22 protein-coding genes and 1 pseudogene are annotated in these 23,322 nt (G+C 54.2%); 4 read left to right on the top strand and 19 right to left on the bottom strand.

All coding sequences use genetic code 11. The annotated features are described in order from the left end of the window. Window positions 1–46: 46 nt before the first annotated feature. Window positions 47–760 (top strand): murein tripeptide amidase MpaA, encoded by a 714-nt coding sequence (gene mpaA / locus SK50_RS14305; RefSeq protein WP_017382234.1) that lies wholly within the window; start codon window positions 47–49, stop codon window positions 758–760. Here mpaA and ycjG read toward each other — a convergent pair. Next, the gene (gene ycjG, locus SK50_RS14310) at window positions 751–1,716 is read right to left on the bottom strand and encodes an L-Ala-D/L-Glu epimerase (RefSeq protein WP_017693343.1); all 966 of its coding nucleotides are present in this window, start codon (window positions 1,714–1,716) and stop codon (window positions 751–753) included. The two genes, mpaA and ycjG, sit on opposite strands and share 10 nt — an antisense overlap. A gap of 106 nt (window positions 1,717–1,822) precedes the next feature. On the opposite strand from ycjG, the gene tpx reads away from it, so the two are divergent. Then, window positions 1,823–2,329 carry a thiol peroxidase gene (gene tpx, locus SK50_RS14315; RefSeq protein ID WP_015570410.1) on the top strand — a complete coding sequence of 169 codons (507 nt, stop codon included), beginning with the start codon at window positions 1,823–1,825 and terminating at the stop codon, window positions 2,327–2,329. 34 nt (window positions 2,330–2,363) lie between these two features. On the opposite strand, the gene tyrR is transcribed toward tpx, so the two are convergent. The 3 genes from tyrR to SK50_RS14330 form a co-directional block, all read right to left on the bottom strand. After that, window positions 2,364–3,905, bottom strand: coding sequence for a transcriptional regulator TyrR (gene tyrR, locus SK50_RS14320; protein ID WP_045142579.1), 1,542 nt, complete (start codon window positions 3,903–3,905; stop codon window positions 2,364–2,366). A gap of 111 nt (window positions 3,906–4,016) precedes the next feature. Next, window positions 4,017–5,069, bottom strand: a complete 1,053-nt coding sequence (locus tag SK50_RS14325; protein WP_017693341.1) for a YcjF family protein — start codon at window positions 5,067–5,069, stop codon at window positions 4,017–4,019. Next, window positions 5,066–6,463: a YcjX family GTP-binding protein gene (locus SK50_RS14330; RefSeq protein ID WP_017382231.1), complete on the bottom strand. Its 1,398-nt coding sequence runs from the start codon at window positions 6,461–6,463 to the stop codon at window positions 5,066–5,068. The genes SK50_RS14325 and SK50_RS14330 overlap by 4 nt, the downstream gene beginning before the upstream one ends. A gap of 155 nt (window positions 6,464–6,618) precedes the next feature. Between SK50_RS14330 and SK50_RS14335 the strand changes: the two genes are divergently transcribed. Further along, a complete protein-coding gene (locus tag SK50_RS14335) occupies window positions 6,619–7,629 on the top strand; it encodes a LacI family DNA-binding transcriptional regulator (RefSeq protein WP_017693340.1) in 1,011 nt (336 codons plus the stop codon). 33 nt (window positions 7,630–7,662) lie between these two features. On the opposite strand, the gene SK50_RS14340 is transcribed toward SK50_RS14335, so the two are convergent. The 15 genes and pseudogenes from SK50_RS14340 to pspA form a co-directional block, all read right to left on the bottom strand. Next, complete coding sequence (locus SK50_RS14340; RefSeq protein ID WP_048229581.1) at window positions 7,663–8,577, bottom strand: OmpG family monomeric porin; 915 nt, start codon at window positions 8,575–8,577, stop codon at window positions 7,663–7,665. Between the two features lie 65 nt (window positions 8,578–8,642). After that, window positions 8,643–9,725 carry an ABC transporter ATP-binding protein gene (locus tag SK50_RS14345; protein ID WP_048229583.1) on the bottom strand — a complete coding sequence of 361 codons (1,083 nt, stop codon included), beginning with the start codon at window positions 9,723–9,725 and terminating at the stop codon, window positions 8,643–8,645. A gap of 13 nt (window positions 9,726–9,738) precedes the next feature. Beyond that, complete coding sequence (gene pgmB, locus SK50_RS14350) at window positions 9,739–10,404, bottom strand: beta-phosphoglucomutase (protein ID WP_026094298.1); 666 nt, start codon at window positions 10,402–10,404, stop codon at window positions 9,739–9,741. After that, entirely contained in the window at window positions 10,394–12,673 is a 2,280-nt protein-coding gene (locus tag SK50_RS14355; protein ID WP_017693338.1) for a glycoside hydrolase family 65 protein, read from the bottom strand. Before SK50_RS14355 ends, pgmB begins: the two co-directional genes overlap by 11 nt. Further along, on the bottom strand, window positions 12,667–13,725 hold the full coding sequence (locus tag SK50_RS14360; RefSeq protein WP_101731572.1) for a Gfo/Idh/MocA family protein: 1,059 nt from the start codon (window positions 13,723–13,725) through the stop codon (window positions 12,667–12,669). The genes SK50_RS14355 and SK50_RS14360 overlap by 7 nt, the downstream gene beginning before the upstream one ends. Window positions 13,726–13,736: 11 nt before the next feature. Then, window positions 13,737–14,525 carry a sugar phosphate isomerase/epimerase family protein gene (locus SK50_RS14365; RefSeq protein WP_017693337.1) on the bottom strand — a complete coding sequence of 263 codons (789 nt, stop codon included), beginning with the start codon at window positions 14,523–14,525 and terminating at the stop codon, window positions 13,737–13,739. Between the two features lie 16 nt (window positions 14,526–14,541). Then, a pseudogene (locus SK50_RS14375) lies at window positions 14,542–15,594 on the bottom strand (zinc-binding alcohol dehydrogenase). Window positions 15,595–15,622: 28 nt separating this feature from the next. Next, on the bottom strand, window positions 15,623–16,465 hold the full coding sequence (locus SK50_RS14380) for a carbohydrate ABC transporter permease (protein ID WP_015570402.1): 843 nt from the start codon (window positions 16,463–16,465) through the stop codon (window positions 15,623–15,625). Beyond that, complete coding sequence (locus SK50_RS14385) at window positions 16,452–17,333, bottom strand: carbohydrate ABC transporter permease (protein WP_003856862.1); 882 nt, start codon at window positions 17,331–17,333, stop codon at window positions 16,452–16,454. The genes SK50_RS14380 and SK50_RS14385 overlap by 14 nt, the downstream gene beginning before the upstream one ends. 21 nt (window positions 17,334–17,354) lie before the next feature. Further along, window positions 17,355–18,647: an ABC transporter substrate-binding protein gene (locus tag SK50_RS14390; RefSeq protein WP_017693335.1), complete on the bottom strand. Its 1,293-nt coding sequence runs from the start codon at window positions 18,645–18,647 to the stop codon at window positions 17,355–17,357. Window positions 18,648–18,660: 13 nt separating this feature from the next. Beyond that, window positions 18,661–20,358 (bottom strand): sugar phosphorylase, encoded by a 1,698-nt coding sequence (locus SK50_RS14395; RefSeq protein WP_017693334.1) that lies wholly within the window; start codon window positions 20,356–20,358, stop codon window positions 18,661–18,663. Between the two features lie 195 nt (window positions 20,359–20,553). Next, window positions 20,554–20,778 (bottom strand): phage shock protein PspD, encoded by a 225-nt coding sequence (pspD, locus tag SK50_RS14400; RefSeq protein ID WP_003856857.1) that lies wholly within the window; start codon window positions 20,776–20,778, stop codon window positions 20,554–20,556. A 12-nt stretch (window positions 20,779–20,790) separates the two neighbouring features. Further along, a complete protein-coding gene (gene pspC / locus SK50_RS14405) occupies window positions 20,791–21,150 on the bottom strand; it encodes an envelope stress response membrane protein PspC (RefSeq protein ID WP_006810819.1) in 360 nt (119 codons plus the stop codon). Then, window positions 21,150–21,374: an envelope stress response membrane protein PspB gene (pspB, locus tag SK50_RS14410; protein WP_003856853.1), complete on the bottom strand. Its 225-nt coding sequence runs from the start codon at window positions 21,372–21,374 to the stop codon at window positions 21,150–21,152. The genes pspC and pspB overlap by 1 nt, the downstream gene beginning before the upstream one ends. A gap of 49 nt (window positions 21,375–21,423) precedes the next feature. Further along, a complete protein-coding gene (gene pspA, locus SK50_RS14415) occupies window positions 21,424–22,092 on the bottom strand; it encodes a phage shock protein PspA (protein ID WP_015570399.1) in 669 nt (222 codons plus the stop codon). Window positions 22,093–22,243: 151 nt separating this feature from the next. On the opposite strand from pspA, the gene pspF reads away from it, so the two are divergent. Beyond that, window positions 22,244–23,236, top strand: coding sequence for a phage shock protein operon transcriptional activator (gene pspF / locus SK50_RS14420; RefSeq protein WP_161799647.1), 993 nt, complete (start codon window positions 22,244–22,246; stop codon window positions 23,234–23,236). Window positions 23,237–23,322 lie beyond the last annotated feature (86 nt).

The raw sequence follows: 23,322 nt of genomic DNA on the forward strand, positions 1-23,322 counted from the left end.
CTTTTGCACAACACTGCCAGAAGTGACTTTATCATCAGGGTTTACTATGGCAACTACCCGACCAAGAACGGAACGCGGCGCCTTCCCGCCCGGGACTGAACATTATGGACGCTCGTTTTTAGGCGCGCCGCTGATCTGGTTTCCGGCACCCGAGGCCGATCGCAATAGCGGCTTAATCATTGCGGGCACGCATGGCGATGAAAACTCGTCTGTCGTGACGCTCTCGTGCGCGCTACGTACGCTGGCCCCCGATTTACGACGTCATCATGTGATTTTGACCGTCAATCCGGACGGTTGTCAGCTTGGATTACGGGCGAATGCACGCGGCGTTGACCTGAACAGGAACTTCCCGGCGGCAAACTGGCGCGCCGGTGAAACGGTGTATCGCTGGAACAGTTCGGCGCAGGAGCGAGATGTTGTCCTGCTCACGGGAGACAAACCCGGTTCCGAACCGGAGACTCAGGCATTGTGCCAGCTTATTCATAAGATCCACCCGGCCTGGGTTGTCTCTTTCCACGATCCCCTCGCCTGTATTGAAGATCCTCGTAATACGGCGCTCGGGCAGTGGCTGGCGGATGCGTTTGCTCTACCTCTGGTGAGCAGCGTTGGCTATGAAACACCCGGGTCGTTTGGCAGCTGGTGCGCAGACCTCAGCCTTCACTGTATCACCGCAGAGTTTCCGCCCATCTCCTCGGATGAAGCGAGCGAAAAATACCTGCGGGCGATGACAGATCTCCTGCGCTGGCAGCCTCAAAGATGAAGTACGCCGGAGGTAAAATTCAGGGCGGGTGATACGTCAACCGCCAGCCAGGTTGGGCCGTCCAGATCGGCAAAACGCACGCTGTTCACCAGCGGGAGCGCAGCGCCGATCGCTCTGGACGTGCACAACATGCAGCCCAGCATCAGAGCAAAGCCTTGCGCCTGCGCATCTTGTGCCAGTGCCAGGGCCTCGGTTAATCCACCTGTTTTATCCAGCTTAATGTTCACCATCTCGTAGCGTCCCTTGAGAGCTGACAGGCTCTCACGGGTATGACAGCTTTCATCTGCACAGACGGGAAGCGGATGAATAAAATTCGCCAGGGCGGCATCGTCTTCTGCCGGGAGGGGTTGCTCCAGCATGGCAACGCCCAGATCGGCAAGCAGCTGACAACGGGCTGCCAGCCCTTCGCTATGCCATGATTCGTTCGCATCGACGATAAGAGTGGCATCAGGCACCGCCGCACGAATGGCGACCATGCGTTCGCTAATCAGACGATCGTCGAGCTTCACCTTTAATAATGTTGCACCGGTGGCATACAACGCCTGAGCGCTGGCGGCCATTTGCTCTGGTTCACCGATGACCACCGTTTGCGCGGTGACGATCGATTGCGGCAGCGTAACGTCCAGCAGCGCAGGCAGCGGTTTTTGTTGTTTCGCCGCTTCCAGACTCCAGAGTGCGCAGTCAATCGCGTTGCGTGCCGCGCCGGCCGGCAACCGAAGCTGAAGAGCCTCGCGCGTCAGACCCGCCTGCAACTCGGGCACCACCGTCATAATTTGCGCCATGACTGACGCCAGGCTTTCTCCGTAGCGAGGATAAGGGGTACATTCCCCGACGCCTTTTACGCCGTCCTCTTCACATTCAACCACGACCACACAGGCCTCATTACGGCTGCCACGCGAGATCACAAACGGGGTGTGCAATGGCCAGGCTTCTTCATAGACCTTAACGCTTCTCATCACTGACTCCTTGCAGGCCGGAAAGGCAGAAAATTGGTTTGCCGTGCTAACTGCGGATGACATACACTAGCCACGACGTTAACTATTTGTAAACAGGAAGATATCTATGTCACAACTCGTTCATTTCCAGGGCAACCCGGTTGCTGTTGCAGGTTCCATCCCACAGTCTGGCAGCAAAGCACAGCCTTTTACTCTGGTGGCTAAAGATCTGTCTGACGTCACGCTGAGCCAGTTTGCTGGCAAACGTAAAGTCCTGAACATTTTCCCAAGCATCGATACTGGCGTTTGCGCTGCATCAGTGCGTAAATTCAACCAGCTGGCGACCGAAATGAACAACACCGTAGTGCTGTGCATTTCTGCTGACCTGCCGTTTGCCCAGTCCCGCTTCTGCGGCGCTGAAGGCCTGAGCAACGTCATCACCCTTTCCACTCTGCGCAGCCCGGATTTCCTGGAAAAATACGGTGTTGCCATCTCCGAAGGCGCGCTGAAAGGTCTGGCTGCTCGTGCGGTGCTGGTGATCGACGAAAACGACAACGTTGTTTTCAGTGAGCTGGTTAACGAAATCACTACCGAACCGGATTACACCGCTGCACTTGAGGCGCTTAAAGCCTAAACGTAAAAAAGCCTCTGCAAAGAGGCTTTTTTATTTATTCGTCACCCTTCTTCTGATTTAACCCATACTCGCGCAGCTTATTCGCAATCGCGGTATGAGACACCCCAAGACGTTTAGCCAGCTTGCGCGTGCTCGGATAGCTGCGATAAAGCTGCGTTAACACCGAACGCTCGAAACGGCTGGTGATGTCATCCAGCGAGCCTTCCATTGCCTCTTCGCCTACCGAGACCGTCCCGGCATCGTAATCCGGCAACAGAATATCCTGAGGGCGCAGTTCATACCCTTCAAGCTGAGTTAATGCGCGATAGACCGCATTTTTAAGCTGACGAATATTGCCCGGCCAGCCGTAACGCGTCAGCACGGTGCCCAGGTCGGCAGAGAGCTTCGGACGCGGCACGCCCTGCTCGTCGGCAAAACGGGCCACGAACAGTTCTGTCAACGGCATGATGTCCTGCGGGCAATCGCGCAGCGGCGGAATATTGAGCGTCAGAACGTTGAGACGATAGTAGAGATCTTCGCGGAATACCCCTTTCTGCACCAGCTCCACCAGGTTTTTCTGGGTGGCGCAGATGACGCGCACATCCACGTGTACTTCATGATCTTCCCCCACGCGGCGAAACGTGCCGTCATTGAGAAAACGAAGCAGTTTCGCCTGCATGCGTGGCGACATTTCGCCAATCTCGTCCAGCAGCACCGAGCCGCCATTCGCCTGTTCAAAGAAGCCTTTTTTACCTTCCGGCGCATGCCCGAACAGCTCACTTTCCACCGCATCTTCAGGAATAGAGGCGCAGTTCAGCGCCAGATACGGTTTTGCCGCACGCGGGCTGGCCATGTGCACAGCATGCGCCAGCAGATCTTTCCCCGTACCGGTATCCCCGGTAATCAGCAGCGGCGCCGTAAGATTTGCCAGCTTGCGCGCCTGGTCGATTACATGACGCATCTTCGGGCTCACCGCAATAATCTGGCTGAATGCGCAGACGTCCTGGCTGGAAAGGTTCTGTAACTGACGCCCCATGCGCACCGTGGAGCGCAACATGATCACTGCGCCGGTCAGCACCCGCGCGGCATTTTCCCCTTTCAGGTAGACCGGCGTGATCTCCATCAGGAAATTCTGTCCGTTGATAACGACATGCTCGCTATGGGTATTTTGCGGGTTGCTGTCCAGCCAGCGCTGGAAATTAAAACCGGTGATCAGTTGCGTGGCGTGGTGCCCGATAAGTTTTTCCTGAGTCTGCGCAAACAGCTGGCAGCTGGCCTGGTTAACGCGCTCGACTTTATTTTTCAGATCGAGAGAGAGAAACGGCTCCGGCATTGCTTCCAGCAGCGCGCTCAGCGCAAGATGTTCCCGCTCGGACGGCATCCAGGGGATGGTGCGTACATCCGTAACGCCAGCGATACGGCGGATTTCCGCCATCAGGCTACTGAAGGTATTAAATTCAATTTCGGCAAAATTGAGGTAAATTCGCCCGACAGGGTCGATCTCTATGCCACGTAAATCAATGCTACGTAAAACAAGAAGATCGAGTAACTCGCGGGTCAGACCGAGACGGTCCTCACAAAAGACTTCCAGACGCATGGGAAATTCACCGTTTAAGCCAATAACAGTAAAATGATATGTCAGATCACGGTATTCGGGAAGGTGGCTGTCAACAAATATTGACAGCCCGCACGATTAGTAAACAAAACCTCACTGAGCAGGTTTTTTATTGAGCGTCTCTTTAAGCTGGCCAATCAATTCGCGACGGAAATCCCCCAGCCGCGGCTTATCGCCATCGATCCAGGGGAGTGGACGACAAACCTCCATCGCTTTGATGCCCAGGCGTGCCGTCAGCAGACCGGCACCAATCCCCTGCGCCGCCCGGGCAGAGAGACGCGCCGCAAGATCCTGCGACATCCAGTCCATCCCGACCTCCCGTACCAGTTCGCTTGCCCCGGCGAAGGCGATATTCAGCAATACCAGTTTGAACAGGCGCAGCCGGCTGTAATAGCCAAGCTCGATGCCATACAGTCTGGCGATGCGGTTGATCAGGCGCAGGTTGCGCCAGGCGATAAAGGCCATGTCCACCATCGCCAGCGGACTGACGGCGATCATCAGGGTAGATTCCGCCGCCGAGCGGCTGATCTCACGACGAGCCTGCGCATCCAGCACCGGCTGAACAATGTGGGCATAGAGCGTGACCACTTCCTGGTCATTCTGGGTTTCGTGGATCGCCGCATACCAGCGCTGAAGCGCCGGGTGAGAGTGATCAATCCCGGCCTGAGCCGCAAGCTTTTCACAAAAAGCACGCCCTTTTCCTGTGCCGTGACTGTGCAGCAGATCCCGCGCTTCATCGCGTTCGTGGGCACGCTGACGCAAACGCCATAGGCGACGCCACTCGGTGACGACTGAGCCAACGCCCGCACCAACAATCAACGCCCCGGCGGCGCATCCCCCCAGCGCCACCCAGTCCTGCGTTTGCCAGGCATTGACGCCCCACTGCACGCCCTGGCCGATTACGCTCACACCAAAAAGGGCTAACCCGGCGGTCACCATCTTGCGCCACAGGCTGCGTTTCGGGCGCAGTGCCGCATCAACCACCGCTTCCGCCTGCCCCTCTTCAGCCAACGGCTCGTCTGCCAGCACGGGAGCAAAGTTGTCGGCCTGCGGCCCGCTGAAGGTTTGCGCCGTTTTAAACGCCTCATGCGGGGTCTGCTCAAGCTGGCCGGTAAAATCAATGCGTGGTTTTAACGGTTCCGTCATCGCAATTTATCTCCAATTAAAAACTCCAGCGCGGCATCCAGACGGATATGCGGCAATGGCTGGTCAACGTTCATACTCTGCGGACGGAAGGCTTCGAACTGAAAACCCTGGCTTTGCCAGAAAGCCTGGCCCGGCAGACGCGCCGGAACTTCCCCCGGATAGACCGTGAGCGGCTCACCGTCGCTGAGACGGTTGCCCCGCAGGGCCGGAATTTTCTCGCCATTCAGGTCAATCAACCCACTCTGCGTTGCCTGTACGGACGCCAGCCCCAGACAGTCCATGCTGATCCCTTCGAAGGCCGCATTCTGCCAGGCATCCTGCACCAGCTGTTGCAGCAGGGATACCATGTTGGCGTGCTGATCGACCGTCACATGGTCAGCTTTTGTGGCGGCAAACAGCAGCTTGTCGATGACCGGCGAGAACAAACGGCGAAACAGCGTACGCTGGCCATAATGAAAGCTTTGCATCAGCTGCGTCAGCGCCAGCCGCATATCATTGAACGCCTGCGGCCCGCTGTTGAGCGGTTGCAGGCAGTCCACCAGTACGATCTGGCGGTCAAAGCGTAAAAAGTGATTTTTATAAAAGCCCTTAACCACCTTCTCACAGTAATAATTGTATCGCTCGCGGAGCATACCGGCGTTGGTGGTCTTGTCCGCCTGCGCCAGTTTCGATTCACCGATGCTGTCAACGTCCGGCCACGGGAAAAACTGTAGCGCGGGAGCACCGGCTAAATCACCCGGCAGAACAAAGCGGCCCGGCTGAATAAAATGCAACCCCTCCTGCTTGCACTGATGCAGGTAATCCGTCCAGGCTTCGGCTATGACGGCCAGACGGTTTTCATCCGCCGGTGCCAGCGGATCCAGTCCTTCGCAAAGCTGGCGCCATTTGGTCGACCACTCTGCCCGCTGCCCCTGCAACAGACCGGTCATCTGTCGGGACCAGCTCAGGTAATCCTGCGCCAGCATCGGTAAATCGAGCAGCCATTCTCCCGGGTAATCCACAATTTCGAGATAGAGCGTGGACGTTTCTTTGAAGTGACGCATCAGGGATTCATTCGAGCGGAAACGAAGCGCAAGACGGATTTCGCTCACGCCACGCGTCGGGGTGGGCCAGGCGGGAGGCTCCCCATATAACTGCGCCAGACCTTCATCATAGGTGAAACGGGGTATGCCAAAATCACGTTGCGGTACGCGTTTCACCCCAAGCAACCGCTCCTCGCGCACTGCGCTAAGCAGTGGCAGGCGCGCCCCTGCATGCAGGTTCAACAGCTGATTGACCATCGCCGTAATGAATGCTGTCTTACCGCTGCGGCTCAGCCCCGTCACGGCAAGACGCAGATGGCGATCAACGCCACGGTTCACCAGAGAATTGAATTCGTTTTTAAGTCGCTTCATCGCTGTCCTTCATTGCCTGGAACCCTGAAAAAAGTCACTTCAGAATACAGTAAATTGGGGCAGATCGTTGATTATCAATTCTTAATTATTGCTATTGCCGTTTTCTCTCCAGTAAGATGGGCGCAATTGCTGTCCGTCTGGAGTGAGTAAGGTGTATGTCACCCACCATCTATGATATTGCCCGCGTTGCTGGCGTTTCGAAATCAACCGTGTCGCGCGTTCTGAATAAACAAACGAATATTTCTCCTGAAGCGCGCGAAAAGGTGTTGAAGGCGATAGAAGAATTAAATTATCAACCGAATAAACTTGCCCGCGCACTCACCTCTTCTGGCTTCGACGCCATTATGGTTATTTCGACCCGTTCAACCAAAACCACCGCAGGCAATCCGTTTTTCTCTGATGTACTACATGCCATTACGGCAAAAGCAGAAGAAGAGGGTTTTGATGTTATTTTACAAACGTCCAAAAGCAGCGAAGATGATCTGCAAAAATGCGTGGGTAAAATAAAGCAGAAGATGATCAAGGGGATCATCATGCTAAGCTCGCCGGCGAACGAGTCTTTTTTCGCGACGCTGGACGAATATGGCGTGCCCGTGGTCGTTATTGGTAAAGTGGAAGGTAATTACCAGAATATCTATTCTGTCGACACGGATAATTTCCGCGACAGCGCCATATTAACCGACTCATTTATCAAACATGGTCGCACTAAAATTGCCTGCCTGCATGCCCCGCTCGATTATCACGTTTCTATCGATCGCCTGGCGGGCTATAAATCGAGTCTTGAGAAGCAGGGTATTGCAGTTAACCCGGACTGGGTTATTGATGGCGGATATACCCATGAAAGCGCGCTTCAGGCGGCCTGTCAGCTACTCTCTTCAGACAACCCGCCCGATGCGGTTTTTGCGACAGACAGTATGAAATTGCTGAGTCTTTATCGTGCCGCGGATGCGCTAAACCTGACGATCCCGGAACAGGTCGCAATGGCAGGATACAGCGACCCAATGCTATCTCTCATTTTAACCCCTGCGCCTGGCGGCTTTGATATCCCCACCAGAAAGCTGGGCGAAGAGAGCTGCGATGTGTTGTTCAGGTGCATAGCGGGTAAACCTGCCCCGCATAAGATATTGGTTGAAACGCATTTTTCAGATGCGGCTTCATTACGCTAAAAACCAGGGGCAAACGCCCCTGGTGAAGTGTTATCAAAACGCGTAATTCACGCCGATACCGGCATAGTGGAAGCGGTCACTTTCCCCTTCGTCATGGTTTTCCCATTCGTAGGCATATTCCAGCGTCATGGATAAACCATTGTTAAAATCATAGGCATACAGCATACCCAAACGGTTGAAATCATGTCCTTCACGCTCAGGATCGTCTTGCCAGTCCCAGTTTGACCAGCGATCGAGTCCCAGACGGGTATAAGGCGTTAGCGTCGTCTGACCCAATGAAATCGGCAGATAGGCGCGAATTTCCTGAGTGGAGAATTCACCGTTATTACGTGAACCGTCCATATTAAAACCGCGCTCTAAATAGTAATTAACTTTTGCCGAGACCGTTTCGTTAATTGTCCAGGTAAAACCGGTTTCGGTCTCGACGCGGCTGTCAGAATAGCCGGTTTTTTCCAGATCGTTGGCAAACTGATACATGGCAAACCAGCCGCCAAAACGCCAGTCGTCGGTTAGTTTAATATCCCAGTCAGGCTGAACTTTGTAGCGCTGCATATTAGCACTACCGTCTTTAGCACCATGCTCATCCTTAAAGTGATAGCCATAATTACGGAAGCCACCGGTCAGGCCGAACGTAAAATCATCGGTGCCGATAAAACGATAGCGTAATTCTACTTCAGGACGATCGAAATAGGTGCCGCGCGTCATGCTACTGTAATCGACCGGCCCTTCCTGATACATAGCCAGCGAAATGGTCCAGGCATCCCATGTGGCATTAAACCACACGGAGGGTTCATATAATCCATCTTTATCGTCAGCCTGACCTTCTACGTTTTCAATTTCATACATGGCGCCAATATTAAATTCCCACTTTTTGGCTGATTCTGTTGCTTGCGCGCAGCTCCCCCCTGCGCACAGGACGAGCGCAGCACTTCTTAGTAGAGTACTCATTAAAATATTCCTTTATAATTAACACACAAAAAACCGGAAACTTTCATTTCCGGCGAACACCTTTCTTATCTAATAGCTGTTTCAGTATCAGCATCGAAGAAATGGCACTTATTCATATCGAACTGGATGCCGATATTCTCTCCGGCAACGTAATCATCCGCCGCTCCCGCACGGACAACCAGTTCATGCCCACCCACGGTGGCATAAAGCATAAATTCAGCCCCGGTCAGCTCAGCAACGCTGATCTTCGCCGTGATGTTTTCACCGCTTCGCTGTGCGGTGAGAATGTCTTCCGGACGGATCCCAAAGACAACCGCTTTACGCTGGTAACCTTGCGCATTCAGTACGGCCAGCTTGTCCTCCGGGATCTCCAGGCGCAGCGTTTCCGTCACAAAGTAGCGGTCGACGATCGCGCCACGAATGAAGTTCATCGCCGGTGAGCCAATAAACCCTGCAACGAACATATTCGCCGGCTCGTTGTAGACCTGCTTCGGCGCGCCCACCTGCTGAATGATGCCGTCTTTTAAAATCACGATGCGGGTCGCCATCGTCATGGCTTCCGTCTGATCGTGCGTCACGTAAATCATGGTGGTGTTAAGCTTCTGGTGCAGCTTGCTGATTTCAGCGCGCATCTGCACACGAAGTTTGGCATCGAGGTTGGATAAAGGCTCATCCATCAGGAAGACCCCCGCTTCGCGCACTATCGCCCTGCCTAACGCCACGCGCTGGCGCTGACCGCCGGACAACGCGCCAGGTTTACGCTGGAGATAGTCGCGCAAGCCCAGGATCTGTGCCGCCCAGGTAACGCGTTCTTCAATGACGGAGGGCGCAATTTTTTGCATTTTCAGGCCAAACGCCATGTTGTCGTAGACCGTCATATGCGGATAGAGCGCATAGTTCTGGAAGACCATCGCGATATCACGGGACTTTGCGGGAACATCATTCATGCAAACCCCGTCAATAATCAGTTCACCCGCGCTGATCTCCTCGAGGCCAGCAATCATTCGCAGCGTCGTGGATTTCCCACAGCCCGATGGACCAACGAAGACAATAAATTCTTTGTCTTCAATTTCGAGGTTGAAATCCTTCACCACGTGGACCTGGTTATCATAGATTTTCTGAATGTGTTTCAGAGACAGTTGAGCCATTATTAATTCCTTATCAATACGCCCGGGATGCCCAGAACGCCGTCAGGCGTTCCCAGGTCAGTTCCTGCGTTGAATGAAGTTGTAATCCCGCATGGTTCAGGCCAGGCCCAATCCCCACCGACAGCATTCCTGCGGCGTTAATCGCATCTACTCCTGCGGCGGCATCTTCGATACCAATGGCCTCTTCAGGACGCACGTTCAGTCCTTTACAGGCCGCAAGGAAGATTTCCGGGTCCGGCTTTGAGCGGCAAATGCGCGAAGCATCGGCGCAAAAATCGAAAGCCTGATGAATACCCAACGCGTGCAAAATCCCAGGAGCATTTAGCGATACGGATGCCAGGCCAATTTTGACCTTCGCGGCGCGAATATCCGCCAGCACGTCGCGAATACCCGGCAGCAGCGAATCCTGCGTCAGTGATGCCAGCGACTGGACGTAAAGCGCGTTTTTTTTCGTCGCCAGCGCCAGGCGCTGCTCGTCACTGAACATCCCTTTTTTCCCGCCATGTATCAGAATGCGCTGAAGGGAGTCCATACGGCTTATTCCCTTCAGCTGTTCGTTAAATACTTCGTCGAAGGTGATACCAATCTCCTCCGCCACGGCGCGCCAGGCCAGAAAGTGAAGATGCGCGGTATCGGTGATCACCCCGTCCAGATCGAATACAACAGCGTTAAGCGTCATGGCGCCCCTCCGTGGTAGCGGTCCCATTAACAGATGCAAGAAAGTCCTTACGCGCACAGACCTTTCGCCCTGATACGTGCAGCGTTTTACCCCACAGCGTCAACGTGACAGGTGCGGTAGTTTCAATGGTTAACTGGTCATCTTCACAGGTAACGTGCATTGTTGCGTCCCGCCACCGCAGCGGGAAGGCGAGTTTCTGCCAGTGAACAGGCAGCTTCGGCGCAAGATGCAGCTCCCCTTCGCTAATGTGCAGGCCAGCAAATCCCTGAATGGCGCCCAACCAGATCGCACCGGTGGCGGCGGCATGAATACCATCATCGCTGCTGTGCGGGTCGTCTCCCAGGTCAATGGCGATACCATCGCGCCAGAAGGCATACGCCCCGTCAGTGTCACCGCAGCGTGCGAGCACAATGCCGTGAATGGCTTTACTCAGGGATGAATCATGGATCGTGCGTGGCTCGTAGAACGCCAGATTGGCGGCACATTGCTGCGGCGTAAACCGTTCCGGCAGCAGGTAGTTAAGCATCACCACGTCGGCCTGCTTCAGGATCTGCATCTCGTTCACTTCCGCGCGAGAGTAATCAAGCAGAATGGTTTGCTTACCCGCTTTGGCTTTATAGCGGCTCAGATCGATGGCAGGTTTTGCCATGAAGGTATCATCCTGCGGGATCACACCCTCTGCGTCGGCCTCTGGCAGCCACAGGCGCGCCAGAAACGTCCCGGCATTCTCCGTAAAACGCGCATCTTCATGCCCAAACATCGCCATAAACTGACGCGCGCAGGCAACGTTGTGCCAGGCCAGATAGTTGGTGTAGGCGTTGTTGTTGACATGCTCGGTGTATTCATCCGGTCCGATTACGTCATGGATCTCAAGACGACCATTAATTTCCGTCGCGCGTCCCATCCAGAACGAAGCGGTTTCCATCAGCAGCGTCAGGCCCTCATTGCGCATAAAGGCATCGTCGTTTGTTGCCTGCCAGTAAGCGACAGCGGCCCAGGCAATATCTGCCACGATGTGGTGTTCAGCGAGTGCGGAGGCGACCTTCTGGCGAACCCCGGTGCGGATGTTAATGGCCGCGAATTCTGGCGTCTCTTCCTGTCCGCTGGCGGCGCTTTCCCACGGGAACAACGCGCCCGGCCAACCGTTACGGCGTGCTTTTTCACGCGCGCCCGAAAGATTGAGCCAGCGATAGCGCAGCAGACTGCGGGCAATCTGTGGACGGGTAAACAGATGGAACGGCAGCAGGAAAATTTCGGTATCCCAGAAGACGTGTCCCTTATACCCCTCACCCGTCAGCCCTTTAGCCGCAATACTGCTTCGCTCATCATGAGCAGGCGTCATTGTCGTCAGATGCCAGACGGCGTAATCCAGCGCCAGCTGATCCTGCTGTTCTGCACAAGTCACTTCCACCCGAGCATCACGCCAGACCGCTTCCCAGGCGTACGCTGAGCTCTCAAGCAACGTATCGTAGCCTCTTGCCGCGCAGACTTTGAGATCGGCCAGCGCGTTGCGGGCGAAAGACTCCTGCGAGAGCGATTTATCGCAGCGATGCGTCAGCCAGACAATTTTTTCAAGCGTGACAGTGTCACCTTGCAAGATAGTCAGAGAATGATGAACGCTGAGGCGACGATTTTTGGCGGTGAAACAGCTATCGCTCTTAGCGGAGAGCTGACAAAACGCCGAAACAACAACTTCAGACGCCCGGTCCTGCGTTTCATACACACCCTGCATGTAGTGCTGGTCAAAGACCCTTACCGAGATTTCATCCAGATGCTGCCTGCCGCTGTTCGTTTGTGTCGCATCTATGCCGGTTTTCAGCACGGCCTGAGCGGCGCCGTCAAGCGGTGTGATCGAGAGCTGCATTGCCACTAAGGGCAACTGGTCCAGCGAAACAAAACGACGGCTCTCGAGGCGATAGCGTTTTCCGTCCGGCGAACGCCAGACAACATTACGATGCAGTTCGCCGTTAGCAAAGGCCAGCTCGCGTTGCCACTCAAGAATTTCGCCTGAAAGGAGCGTGAAATTGATGCCGTCCAGCTCAACTTCAATCCCGGTGACATCCGGCAGATTGATCAGCTCAGTGGTTTCGTTGCGTCCCGCGCGATGATACAGCCCCGCGAGGTACATGCCTCTGGTCTGCTGGGTGTAATCTTCTTCATGCGTGGCGCGAATGCCCATGTAGCCATTGCCGCAGGCCATAATGGACGCGTACTTATTCAGGCTATGCGGGCAAAAGCCCGGATCGGTTAATACAGACTGGTTCAGCATAACGTCACGCTTTCCCCTGTTTCCGCGGCTTCATATAACGCCGCGACTAATTGCTGGATCACCAGCCCCTGCTCCGCATCGGCAATCATGACCGGCTCGCCCATTACGTGGCGAACAAACGCGTCCATACTGCGCAGATGTCTCCGATCGTCAGCTTCTTCACGCTGGGTCAGCGTCTGCAAAACACCGGCTTCGTCGTTATAAATGTGTGCCGGGAACAGCGTTGCACCCGCCTTCTCACCGCAGAAAGAGACGTTCATGATCGACTGCTCGCGGATATTAAGCGCAAAAGAGGTGTCCAGACGCAGAATGCCACCGTTGCAGAACTCAATCGTGCCAAACAGGGCATCTTCCACGGTAAACTGCGCAGGATCCCATTCGCCAAACTGGCCGGTGTGTTTCCGGTTCCCCAGTCTCTGGAAGCTGTGCGCGGTTACCCGCTTCACGGCCGGGAAGCCCAGCACATACATCGCGGCATCCAGCATATGAATGCCGATATCGATCAGCGGCCCGCCGCCCTGAAGCGATTTATTGGTGAACACGCCCCACCCCGGCACACCGCAACGACGCAGCGCCTGCGCGGAGGTGAAGTAAATTTCACCGAGCGTTCCGTTCATAACCGCATCGCGCAGGAGCTGGGTATCCAGGGCGAAGCGATGGTGAAAATCGTACGCGAGGACTTTTCCGGCCTTGCGCGCCGCCAAACGCATCTCATCCGCCTGGTGCGGCGTCATCGCCGGCGGCTTTTCACACATCACATGACAGCCTGCTTCGAGAGCCGCCATCACATGTTCAAAATGGAACCGGTTAGGCGAACAGACGCTCACCACATCCGGTTTTACTTCCTGCAACATCTCGTGAGCGTCCTGCCATGCCGATGGAATAGCATAACGTTCCGCAAACGCCTGTGCCTGCTCAAGGTGGCTGTCCATGACAGCCACCATTTGAACATCACTGCGCGTGGCGTAATACGAGGCATGCACTTTGTCTGCAACCTGCCCGGCGCCAATGATGGCGACGCGCAGAGGCAAAGGTGTAGAAGCACTCATCACGCTCGTCATCCTTAGCATTCACGCAAGTAAGTGAGAGAGTCCTTATAGGCCTGAGCCGGATCGTCGGCACGCACCCGGCACTCGTACACGACATAACCCTGATAGTTATCGGCACGCAGCTGATCGAACAGGCTGGCGAAATCGAGGCTGCCGCTGCCCGGCTGATAGCGGTGGTTATCAGCAATGTGCACATGACCCAGCAGGTCGCGGTTGTGATGCAGCGCTTCCGCCAGGGAGTCTTCTTCAATATTCATGTGGTAGAAATCACCGATGATCTGCACGTGCTTCAGGCCGTTCTCTTCGATATAACGACGCGCATCGGCCAGGGTGTTGATCATATGATCCTGATAGCGGTTCAGCGGCTCCAGGTAGACGGTAGTACCGGTGCGCGCTGCCACCTCATCCAGCCAGCGCAGGGAAGCGCTGACCGCTTTGCGATCGCCGTCCAGGCTACGTGGCGAAGTCATTGGCGGCAGACGGAAAGTAAACATCCCCCAGGCAGCCGGAACGATAATCCCCTTTCCGCCCACTTCTGCCAGCGCTTCCAGAATGCGTTCAATCTGCTGTAGACCGTTCAGGCGGCGTTCTTCGATAAAATCCCCGATCCAGCCATCGTATCCGCCACAGGCCGTCGTGACCGGCAGGCCGGTGGCTTTGATAGCCGCTTTTACTTCGTCGAGGTTTTCCACCAGCAGCCGGCCATCAATTTCGTAGCCATCAAATCCCATCGCTTTGATGTATTCGAATTTTTCCATGATAGCGGTCGGGAAAAAAGCCTGGTTTTGTGTTGCGATTTTCATGATTGCTGTCCTTAGCTTAAAAAGTGACGCCCATTTTGATACTGAGTTCCGGGTGCTGATCGACATACTTCATATAGCTTTCCGGGCTGGTGGTGAAGGTGACGACCGGGTCGATCAGATCTTCGCAATTGAGATAACCGTTCATCAGCAATTCCCAGCAGGTCTCTTCAATACGCTTGCGGCTCCAGCGCGGATAATCCGGGTTGGGTTCACTGCATGCGCGGGAGAAGACAATTTTGGCGTTGTTGAAGTGTGCCTCGCGACCGAGGTTGAAGCCCGCCGCAAACGGCTTGGCGAAGGCCACGTAGGAGATCGTTCCGCCCTAGGCGAGACCGCGCAGCGCAGATTGCAGCGCATCTGCAAATCCGCTGGTTTCGATGATCACATCCGCGCCCTGCTTGCCGGTCAGTTTCTTAATTTCCAGACCGACATCGGTACCGATTGGGTTCAGGCAGTGGTCTGCACCGTGACGGCGGGCGATCTCACAGCGATGTTCGATAGGATCGACACCAATAACCACTGACGCGCCGGCTTTTTTCGCCAGCTGAATCGCAATCTGACCAATCGCGCCCAGCCCCACAACCACGACGAAATCCCCTACGCGGACGTTAGCATCACGCACGCCGCTCATGGCGAACTGCGCCGGATCGTAACAAACGGCATTTTTCCAGGATGCACCCTGCGGCATTTTGCGCAGCTTATAGTTGTTCACCGCGTTAACAATGACCGTTTCCTGCAACGGGCCGTAGTAGCAGACGCTGTCGCCGATCTGGTATTCGGTCACGTCCGCACCACATTCGATGATGTCGCCGACGATCATGTTCCCCAGCTGGAATTTACCAAATTCGATGCCGCGGGCTGCACCTTCTTCACGCGGGGTAAACATCTGCCACTCCGCGTTGAACTCTTCATCGATGAACGGGCTTGCCGCGCGGAAATCCACGACTTCGGTGCCGTGTTTCGGGGCGCCATAACGGGCACGAATCTTCACCTCATGTGCTGCAACAGGACGATCTTCGTATTCCACCAGCGCCGCTACACGAGGCGCTGTCGCAACTAATTTTTTCATGACTGACTCCTTGTTAAAATCGGCCGCCTCAGCCCTTCACGCCGCCGGCGGTCAAACCACTTTTAATGAAACGTTCAGACAGGGCATACATAATGACGACCGGAAGTGCCGTTACCAGCGATGCAGCCATCATGCGACCCCAGATGTAATCTGGCGTACTGAAGAGCGTGTTCAGCCCGACCGGCAACGTGAAGTTGCTGGCGCTGGACAGGAAAATGGAGGCGAACAGATAGTCATTCCACGCCACCATGAAGCAGTAGACAAAGACCGACACCAGACCCGAGATCGCCAGCGGCACGGTGATGCGGAAGATGATTTGCAGGCGGTTCAGGCCGTCCATCATCGCGGCTTCTTCGATTTCGTCCGGGATGGTGTCGAAATAGCTGCGCAGCATAAAGACCGCGGTAGGCAACGTCTGCGTCACCATGGTGATGATCAGCGCCAGTTCGGTGTCATAAATGCCGAGCGCGGTGATGATTTTGAACAGCGGCACCACCAGCAGGATCCCGGAGAACATATAGACGGTGTAGAAGCTCGCATTGATCGTAGTGCGCCCTTTAAAGCGCAGTTTGGATAACGCATACGCGCCCAGCGTGCCGAGAAACACCGCAATGACCGAGGAGGTCAGCGACACCACCATGCTGTTACGAAAGTAATCCACAAACGGGAAAATCAGCGGGTTAAAGATGTCGATGTAGTGCTGTAGCGTCCACTCCTGCGGCAGAATGGTCGGGTGCAGCGAGATCGCCTCTTTCGCGCTTTTGAACGACGTCATCAACATCACAAAAAATGGAAACAGCGTGATAATCAGAAATAGCGCCAGTCCCAGATAAAAACCGATACGGCCCAGAACGCGTTTATTTGTTGCCATTGAGGTTTACCCTTTTTCTGGTCAGCAGAATGACAGCGAAGATGATCACAAACAGCACAACGGAAATGGCGGCTGCTTTACCCAGGTCATTGAACGCAAAGGCGGTTTTGTAGAGATATACGCCCAGAATGTCGACCTTGGTGGTGAGCAGATACACATCCGCAAACATGTAGAACATCCAGATGGTTCGCAGCGTGACCACCGTGGCCAGCACCGGCATGATGGCGGGCAACGTCACGATACGAAAACGCTGCCAGGCATTTGCTCCGTCCATCTCTGCCGCTTCGTACAATGATTTATCAATGGTCTGCAAAATCGCGAGGAACGAGATAAAGGCGTACGGGAAGTAACGCCAGATGGCGAACAGCACAACCAGCACAAAACTGCTGCCAGGATTATCGAACCATAGCGGCGCCTGATCGTAGAGATGCAGCAGATCAACGCCCAGGTAGTTCACAATCCCGTAGCCGTTGTTGAACATGTATTTCCAGGCAAATACCAGTGAAATAGACGGCGTCACGTAGGACAGGATCACCAGTGAACGAGCCGTTTTCCGCATGCGGAATTCACGGTTAAAGAAGATCGCTACGGCCAGTCCCAGCCCGGTGCTGCCGAGCACGACCAGCGCCGTATACCAGAACGTCATCCACAGGGAGTGCCAGAACGCAGCATCGCCCAGAATGCGAATGTAGTTATCCAGGCCGACAAACACCGCATCAATACGCGGGTTCAGCGGTAAACGTAAAAAACTGATTTCAATGTTGGAAATCATTGGCCAGGCCACCAGGCCCCCCAGCAAAATCAGGCTGGGGGCCAACAGCAGCATGGCGAAAGGCATATCTGAACGACCAGAAAACAACGTCTTCATAATTCCCTTCGCAAAGCGCTCCTATCGTTGTGATATCAGGTCAGTCAGTTTCTTCTGGCTGTTGCTTAACGTCGCATTGAGATCTTTTTGTCCCACCGTCACGTTATGCACCATGGAACTGATAATGCCGGAGCCGGTAACGTCTCCCATGCGGGTAAAGTTTTTGTCGCCTACGGCGCCAAATACCTGGACGTTCGGGAACTGCGCAATCAGCTCGTAAGGCAGTTGGCCAAAGGCTTTGATCACGTCGTTGTTTTTCCAGCTCTCAGTGCCCACCACGAGTTTGTTCACCGGCAGCGCCGCACCAGGGGACATCATCACCCAGTCAGACGCGTTTTGAGCCTGCTCCATCCAGGTCACAAATTTTTCTGCCGCCTGCGTTTCCTCTTCGGTCTGGCCGGTCGTGATCGTCAACGAGGTGATCATGCCGTACACGGCTGATGATTTTTCCGTCGGAACCACGAACCCCAGGTTGGCCGGATTACCATCTTTGTAGACCGCGGGCAGGATATAGGTGGAGTAAACGGCCATAGGCGCAGAGCCGTTCATGAAGGCGTCTTTGATCTCCATGACATCATTGGAGCCCGGCATGGTGTTCGCGGCCAGTGCCCGATAAAACGCCAGCGCTTTCGACATTTCAGGGGTATCGATTTTCACGTTGCCGTTTGCATCAAAGACGTTGGCTCCGCCTGACAACGCAAACTGCGAGAAGGCCTGCTCCGTCATGACGCTTTCTGCGGTTGGAAGCGCGATACCGTAATGTTTTTTCGCCGGATCGTTGAGCGCCTGACTGGCTTTCAGCAGTTGCTCCCAGTTGTGCGGTTCTTCGATTCCCGCTGCCGCGAGCGCATCTTTGTGATACCAGACGCCGGACAGCCACGCGCTAACCGGCACCCCCGTCCATGCCTTGCCGTCTTCGGTGCGAACAACGCGTAAAATACCGTCGTAAAAGGTATCTTCACCGACGGCTTTAATCGCGTTGCCGATCGCGTCACGGTCCAGCAGTTGCTCTTTATCCATGACTTTGGCGTAGTCATGGCTGACTTCAATCACTTCCGGCAGCGCGCCGGTACGGGCCAACGTAATGACCTTGGTGTTATAGGCATCTTCCTCAACGGGGACCTGTTTCACCGTAATAGTCGGGTTTTCTTTCTCGAATTTTTCGATCAGTTTCGTAATAACTGCCTGACGCTCCTGTTCTACCGACGAGTGCATAAACTCAATGGTGACCTGAGATGCTTTATCGTCCTTACAGCCTGATAACAGGGCGCACGAAACCAGTGCTGATAACAGCACAATTTTGGGCATTTTCATTTTAGGGTCCTTTTTAGTTTTCTTTAATCCACATTACCTGCCATGGATTGAGGGTCAGTTCCGTACCGCTAATATTTTGTCCTGAGAGTAATTCCCTACCAAAGAGCGTTTGTCCATAAACGGTCTGCATTTTATTGCTAAAATTAAATAATGCTGTCATTCGCTCGCCATTTTCAGCAACACGAACAATTTTAAGAATATGTTCACCGATTGCGTCAAAAATAGCCTGACTATCCGGATGGAACGCACGCTCGCCGCGACGAACAGCAATAAGCTCATTCAAACGAGAATAAATTTGATAACGAATACTCTTCTTATTATTGAGCTCCAGATCAACCTGACCTACGGTGTATTTCTTCCTGTTTATCGCGCGGTTATATCCGAGACGTTCGACACCCTCATAATCGTTACGCGAACCAAGAATGCTTTGAATATATACAGCCGGTACGCCAGGAAAACTTAACAACACAGCATGCGCCAGGATGAACCGCGCAATGCGCTCATCATCTGAGCTGTCTCGCAAACTCAACGCATCAAGATAGGTGACATTAATTTCATAGGGGCTTCGCGTTCCGTCAGGATTATTTTTCCAGTTGACCAGCGCGCCTTCCTGCTGAAGCTTTTCGACCAGCGAGAGGATCTCTGATTCCGGAAGGATGCCGCGTAATGGGTTCAATCCGATACCATCATGTGAAGCCAGGAAATTAAACCAGGTGGTGTAAGTTGAAGGCAGCGCCAGCGAGCCCGCCCACCGGCACAGGGCTTTAACATCCTGACGATGAACGGCGTGCAGCACCAGCGGTGGTAAGGAAAACTGATAGACCATCTGGGCTTCATTTTCACCATCACCGAAGTAAGAGATATTGTCTTTGTGGGGAACATTTGTCTCAGTGATGATCACCGTGCCAGGCGCCACGGCGTCCGTAATGGCGCGGAACAGCTGGATAAGGCAATGGGTTTGTTCCAGATGGATACAGGTGGTTCCCGGGATCTTCCACATAAACCCGACCGCATCCAGACGGATATAACGCGCCCCTTCCATGAGGTAATGGAGCAGAACGTCAACCATGGCAATCAGCACCTGCGGCGAGGCGAAATTGAGATCGATCTGGTCATCGCTGAATGTGGTCCACAGATGACGAACGCTGCCATCATTAAGCGTGAACGGCGTCAGCAGCGGTAATGCGCGGGGACGAGTCACCGCCGATAAATCGGTTTCGGGATCGACAGAAATAAAGAAATCTTCGTAGCCCGGCTTCTGCGCCAGATAATTAGCAAACCATTCGCTTTTCGCTGACATATGGTTGCAAACGAAGTCAAACATTAAGCTGGCAGACTGTTTTAATTCCGCGACATCTCGCCAGGTTCCGGTTTCAGGTGCAACTTCGTGATAATCAATAACGGAAAATCCATCATCCGACGACCACGGATAAAACGGTAACAGATGGACATGAGAAAACGTGCGAGAAAGCCATTCATTATAGAACCGGGTAAATACCGGCAACGCTTTTTCCCCTTTCGCGGAGAACTGATCGGCATAGGTAATCAGCACAACGTCTTTTTCATCCCAGCCTGACTTACGCTTTTCCGTAATATTAACCGCCGCCTTTTCAAGCTTAGTTAATAACACGTTAAGGTGTGCATCTGAAAATGATTCACCGTAAATATGATTGATAAGTTTTTTAATTTTTGCGTTCACATTATTTTCCATGGTAGCGGTCCCACGGATTGGCAATCTACTCCCATGTAAAATATCTGTCAACGGACCCGGGGGCAGAAAGCGGCAATCTCAGCGCAGCGCAACGCATTATTGTGAGCTGCCGCAAAGAAAGCAGAAAAGCAGAAGAAACGCAGAAGGGAAAGTCATGCCCCTTCTCTGGGCGAGAAAGGGCTTATGCGGGAGGAACTAGCGTGACAGGTAGCGCCGGGAAACGCGTTTTGCCAGCTTCTGTAACAGCGGCTCCAGAGCGACCGCCAGCATCATTCTGACCGGCTTGCGGGCAACAGACTTGATCGCCCAACCCGCCACACCGGCCGGGCCATAACGTAACGCCGTCATCAGAACCAGTTTACCTGCGATTTTCAGGCCGGGTTTTACCTTCTGACCGGCCTGTTGCCAGTTTTGTTTCATGTAAGTTCTCTCTTAAAGCTGACGAAAACGACTTCTCAGCGTAAAGGTATCGGAGGTGACATAACGTTCCATCTCGCGCAATCGCTTCTCCCCTGCGCTCAGCTGTTCATCCACCGCGTTCAGGAGATCGCTGCTGGTTGGCGTGTTCTCCGCATCCAGCTCACCTTCCGGCATAGGATCGAGTACAAACGACAGAATGATGTATGCCACCAGTGTAATAAAGGCCAGGCCGAAGAAAATCGACAATACCGTGACCACACGCACCAGTTTTACCGGAACATCCAGATAGTGCGCCAGCCCGGCGCAAACACCCCGAACCATGCCCTGCTGTGGGATCCGCCACAGTTTTTTATTCAGATTCAGTCCAGCCATTACCGTTCCCTCCAGTTCGGGTGTTCCGCGTCCAGGATCGCTTCCAGCGCCTGAATACGTTCGCGCATTTTATTTGCCTCGGCAGAGAGCTGCGCCAGCCGCTGTTGTTCACTCTGCGACAGCTCACCGCGTGAAGAGCGGTTGCTGTAGTGCAGCCATAACCAGATGGGCAGAACAAACAGCACGAAAATGGTCAGGGGTATAGCCAGAAAAAGCGCGCTCATGTGTACTCCTTGTCTTACGATGCGGCACGCTCAGGTGCCGCAGGAATTATTATTGGTTGTCTTGTTTCATTTTGGCTTTCAGCGCAGCCAGTTGCTCGCTAATTTCATCATCGGCCTTCAGGTCAGCAAACTGCTGATCGAGGGTTTTCTGTTTACCGATGCTGTGGCTCTCGGCTTCCGCTTCCATGTGGTCGATACGACGTTCAAACGATTCGAAACGGGCCATCGCTTCATCCAGCTTGCCGCTGTCCAGCTGGCGACGCACGTCGCGGGACGAGCTTGCAGCCTGGTGGCGCAGCGCCAGCGCCTGTTGACGTGCACGGGTTTCGCTGAGTTTGTTTTCAAGCTCACCAATCTCTTTCTTCATACGCGCCAGAGTATCATCCACCAGCGTCACTTCGTGTTCCAGCGTGGCAACCATGTCGGTCAGCTTCTGCTTCTCAATCAGCGCAGCGCGAGCTAGATCTTCTTTATCTTTACGCAGCGCCAGTTCCGCTTTTTCCTGCCATTCGTTAAGCTGGGCAGTTGCCTGCTCGATACGACGCGTTAACTGCTTTTTCTCTGCCAGCGCGCGGGCGGAGGTGGAGCGTACTTCAACCAGCGTGTCTTCCATCTCCTGAATCATCAGGCGCACCAGCTTCTGCGGATCTTCCGCTTTCTCCAGCAGCGAGTTGATGTTGGCGTTCACGATGTCGGCAAAACGAGAAAAAATACCCATAATTCAATCCTCATAGTTCTGTTATCGGGCGATGCCCTGCTGAGTAGTTAATACAAATCCCATGCCAACTTTTTATCTTATTGATTTTACTGAGTGTGATTGATATTTATCCAGCCAGCGGCTATTCTCACCTGGTGAATATCACTAAGGAGTGGTTAATTTCATCATGGCTGAATATAAAGATAATTTGCTTGGCGAGGCCAACAGCTTCCTGGAAGTGCTTGAACAGGTATCGCGCCTCGCGCCGCTGAATAAACCGGTGCTGATTATCGGTGAGCGCGGAACAGGTAAAGAACTTATCGCTAACCGCCTGCACTTTCTGTCTGGCCGCTGGGACGGCCCTTTTATTTCCCTTAACTGCGCGGCGCTGAATGAAAACCTGCTCGACACCGAGCTGTTTGGTCATGAAGCTGGCGCCTTCACCGGCGCACAAAAACGCCATCCCGGACGCTTTGAGCGCGCCGATGGCGGAACGCTCTTTCTCGACGAGCTGGCGACCGCACCAATGCTGGTGCAGGAAAAGCTGCTGCGCGTCATTGAGTACGGTGAACTGGAACGCGTTGGCGGCAGTCAGCCCCTCCAGGTCAACGTTCGCCTGGTATGCGCCACCAACGCCGACCTGCCCGCGATGGTGGCTGAGGACAAATTCCGCGCCGACCTGCTGGACAGGCTGGCTTTCGATGTTGTACAGCTGCCGCCGCTGCGGGAACGGCGCAGCGATATCATGCTGCTGGCCGATCAGTTTGCCATTCAGATGTGCCGGGAACTGGGTCTGCCTCTCTTTCCGGGCTTCAGCGAACGGGCCACCGGGACCCTGCTCGGTTACCACTGGCCGGGCAATATTCGTGAACTGAAAAACGTGGTGGAACGGTCCGTTTACCGGCATGGCAGCAGCGAGACCGAACTGGACAACATTATTCTCGATCCGTTTCGGCGTGAGGATAAACAGCCCCCGGCTCCGGCGACGCGCCAGCAGGCTCCGGCGTTGCCGCTCGATTTACGCCAGTTCCAGCATCAGCAGGAGCAACAGCTGCTTGAGCAGAGCCTGAAAGAGGCGAAATATAATCAGAAACGGGCGGCTGAACTGCTGGGCCTGACCTACCATCAGTTAAGGGCATTGCTCAAAAAACATCAAATGCGCTGACATTATCAGCACATACCCCCAGACATTTTTACGAAGCAGGCGTAAGTGCGATACACTTTGCAGATCGAATCTAAAAACCTTAAAAA

Source organism: Enterobacter sp. BWH64, assembly GCF_001037645.1.
GTDB lineage: Bacteria > Pseudomonadota > Gammaproteobacteria > Enterobacterales > Enterobacteriaceae > Enterobacter > Enterobacter hormaechei_C.